A 7152-nucleotide genomic window follows, 5' to 3' on the forward strand; every position below is an offset into this window, starting at 1 on the left:
CAGGATTGGAATGATATAAATGGCACAACGCTTTTTAATATTGGAAGATGGTTCGATTTACCCTGGACACGGCTTTGGCGCTGGCGCAACCACCACTGGTGAAATCGTCTTTAATACCAGTATGCTGGGCTACCAGGAAATCGTGACGAACCAAATCTACCACAATCAGATTATTGTCTTTTCTCAGCCCATTGTTGGTAGTATTGGGATCGCCCACGATGCCTATGAATCAATTCTGCCAAGTGCAAAGGGCATGGTTGTTCGTGACGTAACAGACATTTCGAAAAATCGCCAACGGTCACTTTCCCTGGATCAGTTTTTAAAGCAGCATAATATTCCCGGTATCAGCGGAATTGACACCAGGCATTTAATTCGTCAAATCAACCAGACGGGGACCATTAAGGGCAGTATCGTAGACGTGGCGGACGATCACGCCTTCGATCAGCTGCACGCCACGGTGCTGACAAACCAGCAAGTCGCCCAAGTTGCCACACCGCGACCGTACCCTAACCCTAATCAGGGCTATAACGTGGTTGTCATTGATTTTGGCCTCAAACACGGGATTTTACGCCAGTTATCTAAGCGCAACTGTAACGTTACCGTTCTGCCTTGGGATGCCAGTGCACAAGACGTAATCAACTTGGATCCGGATGGGGTCTTACTCTCCACTGGACCTGGTTCGCCACTGGATCTCCCGGAAAGCGTTCTTGAGATGATCAGAACGATCCAGGAGCGGATACCAATGTTTGCGATTGGTCTGGGGCACGAACTATTCGCATTGGCTAACGGTTCCGACGTGACTAAACTAAAGTTGTCACACCATGGTGCTAATCACCCGATTCGTAAAATTATTACCAACGAAATTATTTACGCTATGGAAAGTCAGGGTTACGTTGTCGACCCAGATTCGATTAATCGTGACCGGCTGATCACCACTTATCTGGATTTGATCGATGGCTCGATTCAGGGACTGCGGCACCGGGATTACCCGGCGTTTTCAGTGCAATTTTTCCCTGATGGTGCACCAGGTCCTAACGATTCAGTTGATCTATTTGATGAATTTATTGAAATCATGGGGACACGGGAGTGATCAGATGGATACTAAAGAAATTCAAAAAATACTCATAATTGGCGGGGGGCCAACGGAGATTGGCCATGAAACCGAACTAGACGCAGCTTGTGTCCAAATTATTCAAGCGTTTAAAAAGCAGGGTATTCGCTCACTGTTAATTGACAATAACCCGTTTTCAGCTGCTCTGGAAGATGTGCAGCCAACCAACGTGTTCATCCAGGCAGTGACGGCCGATAACGTTCAGCGGATCATTGAAAACGAACATCCTGATGCGATTTTACCCACGGTAGGCGGTGTCGCAGCAATTAGTGTGATTCAGGAACTGCAGGAAAACGGGGTACTGACTGATAACAACGTGCAGACGCTGGGCATTCCCGCTAGTGCAATGATGGAAATCAATAACCCCGACCGGCTCAACGACGTCATGCGTCACGTTGGCATGCCGGTAATCGCATCAGAAACGATCGGTACGTTAGATGAAGCCATTAACGTTGCTAACGAAATTGGGTATCCCGTTATCGTCAAGCCGATTGCACCGCGAATCGATACTAACCGGATGCTGTGTGAAAATGAAAGCGATATGATCAACGCGGTTTCTCGTGGCCTGTCTTGGTCGCGGTTTAAGCAGTGTGTCATTGAGCAAAGCATCGTGGGCTATAAAGAAATTGAACTGGTTTCGATGCGCGATACCATGGGTACGCAAGTCTTAATTGCTGGTTTGGAAAACATCGACCCGATTGGCATTCACTCCGGTGACTCCATGGTGGTCACGCCAACCTTAACGTTAAGCAACGTTGAATACGAATCCTTGCGAGACACTGCGTTTGCCATTAACAACCAATTCCGGTTTACGGGCGTGGTTCACACTCATTTTGCGCTGCGAGCTGACGGTGAAAGCTATTACGTCACAAAGGTTACCCCGTATAATGACCGGGGGACTTCGCTGGCAGCCTGCGCTACCGGCTACCCAATTGCTTACGTTGCCGCTAACTTATACTTAAATCAAAAGCTGACCGATGTTCGGCTGCCAGAAATTTACCATTTCAAGCAAACGGCCATCCTAGAACCCAGTTTAGATCACGTGGTCGTGCGCATTCCGCTATGGCCGTTTGAAGATATCAAAAACGCCGATAAGCACTTAGGAACCGTTATGAAGTCTGTGGGATCAACAATTGGTATTGGTAGAAGTACTGAGGAAGCCATTTTAAAAGCCTTGCGTTCTTCTCAGTTCAGTCCCCAAGATGAATTACCATCCATGAGTAACTTAACGGATTCGCAAATTATCTCACAACTGATCCATCCGCTGTCCAGCCGGATCTTAGTTCTGCTGGAAGCATTACGCCGTGGTTATCAGGTAGACGAGCTTAACGAGTTAACCAAAATCGATCAGTTCTACTTCGTCAAGTTCAAACACATCTTAGATATCGAAAAAGACATCAAAACGCACCCAATGTCAATTGAAGCGCTGCGCAAGGGACGCTATTACGGTTTTGGTGACGGGATGATTGCTAAAATGTGGCAGACCGATATCGAAACGGTCCGCCAGCTGGGCCATGACAATCACATCTCACCAACGTACAAGGGAATTGAACCTTCAGCTGGCGAGCTGTCAGGGACACCAACCGGTTACTACAGTACTTTCGAGCTTAAAAACGAAAGTCAGCAACTTTCCAATAAGACGGTCTTAGTATTAGGTCGTGGTGGTAATCAGCTGGGACCCAACGCTTCAGCCGACTACTTTACGACTGAAATGCTGAAACAGTTAAGGAAGTCCGGCTATCAAACGGTGATTATGAACACGAATCCTAACGCTGGCTCACTCACCGCAACTTTAACGGATAAGCAGATCATCGACCCAGTCCAATTAGGTGACATCATGAACGTCATTGCGATTGAACGTCCCGTTAAGATTTTCGTACCGGGGAATCGGCATTACCTGACACGGGAATTGCGACGACGGAACTACTCGATCTCCATCTTGCCGCCCGATCAAGAAAAACGCAGCGAATTATTAAGTGATCATGCTAACATTGGTCTTGACCTGTTTGTCGCTAAGGGGCATATTGTCCCAATCTTGGCCAGCGATTTACGCTCTGATCAGGGAATCGCAACAACGTTGAACCAAATTACCTTGATGCGCAACCCGGCCACGTTGACGACTCAGCAGCTAGACGCCATTCTTAAGCACGCTAAGGCTTACTTAGGGGCGCATAAGCGAACCGGAATGGTCCAAATGCTGTACACCACTAATGGCAATTCCAAGCAAATGCCCCAGTTTGCCGGTGTCAGGCCCACTCGTTTAACGACGATTGCTTATCTCAATAAAGTTACGGGCATCAATTGGGTCCGCATGCTGGTTCGCCAGGCTTTAGGGGAAATCGATGAAAAGTTGATTGCCAAATGGGACGTTGACATTCATTCCGAGCGCCGTTCACAAGTACGTGGTACTTTCCCGTTCAAGCAGTTACAGTTGCCTGATCAGCTAGGACTGACCACGCAAGAAGTAGGGGCAAAAATCAGTTTTGAAACATTGTAACTGAGTGTTACTTAAAAAAGTCATGATTTCAGTAATCACTGAAAATCATGGCTTTTTAGTTCATTTTTTAAAATAAGCGGTGGCTTATTTCGTACTGAGTTTATCAACAAATTCTCTAGTAGGTGTGACAAAGAGGGTCTTTTGACCTTCATAAATCACGTAACCCGGTTTAGCACCATTAGGTTTGCGAATCTTTTTTACCTGAACGTAATCCACCGGTACGGAACTGGATTGACGTGCCTTGGAATAGTAAGCGGCAATGGTTGCGGCTTCCACCAAGGTTTGGTCCGAGGGATCAGCATCGTGAATAATCACGTGGGAACCCGGCATGTTTTTAACGTGCAGCCAAATATCAGTTTTAGCAGCACTGTGCAGCGTCAACTTTTCGTTTTGGAGGTTGTTTTTTCCAACTTCGATCTTAGTGCCGTCAGTGGCGGTAAAGACTTCTGGTTTTGAAACCTGACGCCGCTTCTTCTTACCGCTGCGCTGGTTATGTTCGTGATCGCGTAAGTAGCCGCCTTGTTGCAGTTCGGCTTTGATGTCAGCCAAATCCTTAGGGGCTGCCAGTTCGATTTGCGAGCTGATATTTTCAAGGTAATCAATTTCGGCATCAGTCTTCGCCATTTGTTCGTTGACGTAGCGAACCGAGGCCTTTAATTTATTATACTTTTTGAAGTACTTCTGGGCGTTTTGTGACGGACTGATCTGATTCGACAGCGTCACTTTTAACGGTTTTTCGTCGTTATAGAAGTTCGGTAGGGTGATACTGGTCATCCCGCGAGTCACTTTTGTGAGGTAAGTGGTCAGTAACTCGCCCTTAACCCGGTATTCATCCGCATCGTCAGCTGACTTTAGCGTGGCCTGCAACTTCTTAAGCTTGGTTCGGTTCTTCTTTAATTCGTTACGAACCACGTGAATCAACGTACTGCCTTGCTGCTGAACCCGATCACGTTCGGCACGGTCCTGATAGTAAAAGTCTAACATTGCACTTAAACTATCAAAAGACTTGCTAGTCACGTGTTCTTGGCCGTAAGGAAAGGCGTTAAAACCCGTTTTACCCTTATCGTTAGTTACCAAAACTGGTGCTGGCTGATCAAAGCGTTTAAAGAAAGCCGTAAAATTATCAATCGGCTCACCAGCTTGATGCAGGGCCTTCGCCAGCCCTAAAGCCGTGTCTTGACCTAACCCTTGGTAGGTGTGGCGCAGCTGCTGTGCCAGGACGTCTTCATTGGGATAGTCCCGCACTAGCGCTTTCACAGCGTCACTCGCGCCTGCTGCAAACGGATCAGTCAGATCCTGAGCCGGTGGGTTAATATAGCGGCCACCAGGCAGTAAGGTTCGATAGCGATTTTGGTCTGAACCAACGTGTTTGATGGTATCCAAAATAGTGCTGGAGGCAAAATCAATCAAGATCACGTTACTGTGGCGGGCCATGATTTCAATAATCAAACGTAAGGCCACTTGGTCGCCCAGTTCATTTCGGCTGGTGAAGTCCAAATAGACCACGCGATCATTGGCAGCTTGGCTGATACCGGTCAAAATGGCACCGCTCAAGTATTTACGCATCATCATGGTAAAGTTAGTGGGCGTCGCAGGATTAACGTAGGGAATATCGGTAATTTGAATTCGGGCAAAAGTTGGGTTAGCTGATAGCAGTAACGGTCGGCTTTTGCGATTAGCCCGAATGGTTAAGATCACTTCATTATTATAGGGTTGGTTGATCTTTGAGACGCGACCGTCAACAAGCTGTCGGCTTAACTCGCCAACCATTGCGTGGGTGAATGCACCATCAAATGACATGGTCTCACTTCCTTCGTTCGTTTTTTCGCACGGCTACTAGTATAGCGGTGTTTTCAAGCATAGTAAAGCAGATTGGTTCTAAATTATGGAGTAAATAAGACTGCATTTCTGGTAAAAAGATGTATAATACAAGTAAATGATACCGAAAGGGGACGGGTGCTTTGGAGGGAATCTTAGATAATTTAAGTTTAGCTGCTAAATCATTGCAGACCCAAACGACTAGAATAACGAAACACTACCACGTCACGATTGCCGAATGGCGGCTTTTACGTCAAATTGAAAGCCAAGTGATCACTCAGGATGCAATGGCGGATGCGTTGCAGCTAGATACTTCAACGTTAAGTCGGCAGTTAAAAAATCTGACCGTAAAGGAGCTTGTTTCTAAAACAGCCGTGGGTAAAGACCGCCGGCAGTTAGAATACGCGTTAACGTCAACGGGCCGCGCCACTTTGCAGCACATCAATTCCGACTATGATGCGCTGATCGATGCCGTTTTCCATTACTGGCCCGAAGATGAACAGCAAATGATGAAAATCATGTTAAACCGCCTTAGCCGCAGCCTCGACCGTGCGGAAGGTATTTTAGAAGAAGACGCTGATTAAATACTGACGTAACGCCTGTTTTAAATTTTAAACAAGCGTTACGTTTTTTCGTATGCTTGCTTTCATACCGTGTATTAGTTACAATTAATCCCAGACTTAAACAATGGGTAAGTTAAATCGAAAATAGAAACGGGTGTTTACCATGAAAATAGCTGTCGTCACTGATAGTACCAGCTATTTATCAGCAGAAGAAATTGAGCGCTATCAGATCCACGTCGTTCCGATCCCAGTGATCATCGACGGCCGCTCCTATAATGAAGGTGTGGATATCAGCACCGGGGAATTTTGGGAAAAATTGCGCTCCTCAAAATCATTTCCAAGTACTTCTCAGCCGCCGCTGGGGGAAATGATCCAGCTTTACCAGCAACTGGGCGATGAGGGTTACGACACAATCATCAGCATTCACTTGGCCAGCACCATTTCCGGTTTTGTGAATTCGCTCAAACAAGTCAACGAAAACTTGACGAATACTCACGTGGTCGTTTATGATTCACAAATTACTGTGAAATTAATGGGCTACTTAGCAATTGAAGCCTCTAAGTTGGCTTCAGCTGGTAAAACAGTAGACGAAATCATTTCCCGCCTCAACGCCGTCCGGGCAACGATTGACGAAATATTCGTGGTTGACGATTTGCAAAACCTCGTCCGTGGCGGTCGTCTTTCTAACGCTTCCGGATTTGTCGGCAGCCTGCTTAAAATCAAACCGTTACTCACGTTTGATGATGAGAGTCACGAAATTGTTGCCTTTGAAAAGGTGCGTTCACGGAAAAAGGCACTGCTCCGAGTTGAAACACTGTTCGCCGAAGCCGTTGAAAACGCTGATTATCCTATTTGTGCTATCATCATTGACGGAAACGATCCGGAAGGCGCCGATAACTGGATGAAACAAATTAAAAATAAATTCCCACAGATTCCAATCGAACGGAGTTTCTTCGGCCCCGTGATTGGCACCCATCTAGGGGAGAAATCCCTGGCACTGGCCTGGCTCTTGGATACCGATAAAGCTTAATTTTTTGCAATTATAATCTGATATATTCCTAAGAGGCTGTGACATAAGTCTCTTAATTCAAAAGCAGGTAGTTAAAATCCTCGGATTTTTAACTACCTGCTTTTTTGATATAATGACAGAAAAAAAGAGTATC

5 protein-coding genes are annotated in these 7152 nt (G+C 46.3%); 4 read left to right on the top strand and 1 reads right to left on the bottom strand.

Features of this window, described 5'->3' with window-relative positions:
• Positions 1-19 precede the first annotated feature (19 nt).
• Together CES81_RS04155 and CES81_RS04160 are read left to right on the top strand one after the other, a co-directional pair.
• Positions 20-1090 (top strand): carbamoyl phosphate synthase small subunit, encoded by a 1071-nt coding sequence (locus tag CES81_RS04155; RefSeq protein ID WP_089120820.1) that lies wholly within the window; start codon positions 20-22, stop codon positions 1088-1090.
• Between the two features lie 4 nt (positions 1091-1094).
• On the top strand, positions 1095-3608 hold the full coding sequence (locus CES81_RS04160) for a carbamoyl phosphate synthase preATP-grasp domain-containing protein (RefSeq protein ID WP_089120821.1): 2514 nt from the start codon (positions 1095-1097) through the stop codon (positions 3606-3608).
• Positions 3609-3692: 84 nt separating this feature from the next.
• Here CES81_RS04160 and CES81_RS04165 read toward each other — a convergent pair whose 3' ends face one another.
• On the bottom strand, positions 3693-5408 hold the full coding sequence (locus CES81_RS04165) for an NFACT RNA binding domain-containing protein (protein ID WP_089120822.1): 1716 nt from the start codon (positions 5406-5408) through the stop codon (positions 3693-3695).
• A gap of 161 nt (positions 5409-5569) precedes the next feature.
• Here CES81_RS04165 and CES81_RS04170 point away from each other — a divergent pair, with 161 nt between their 5' ends.
• Both CES81_RS04170 and CES81_RS04175 read left to right on the top strand, forming a co-directional pair.
• Positions 5570-6010 carry a MarR family winged helix-turn-helix transcriptional regulator gene (locus CES81_RS04170; protein ID WP_089087803.1) on the top strand — a complete coding sequence of 147 codons (441 nt, stop codon included), beginning with the start codon at positions 5570-5572 and terminating at the stop codon, positions 6008-6010.
• 142 nt (positions 6011-6152) lie between these two features.
• Positions 6153-7019: a DegV family protein gene (locus tag CES81_RS04175; protein WP_089120823.1), complete on the top strand. Its 867-nt coding sequence runs from the start codon at positions 6153-6155 to the stop codon at positions 7017-7019.
• Positions 7020-7152: the final 133 nt, after the last annotated feature.

The sequence above is a fragment of the Secundilactobacillus pentosiphilus genome, assembly GCF_002217985.1.
GTDB classification, from domain to species: domain Bacteria; phylum Bacillota; class Bacilli; order Lactobacillales; family Lactobacillaceae; genus Secundilactobacillus; species Secundilactobacillus pentosiphilus.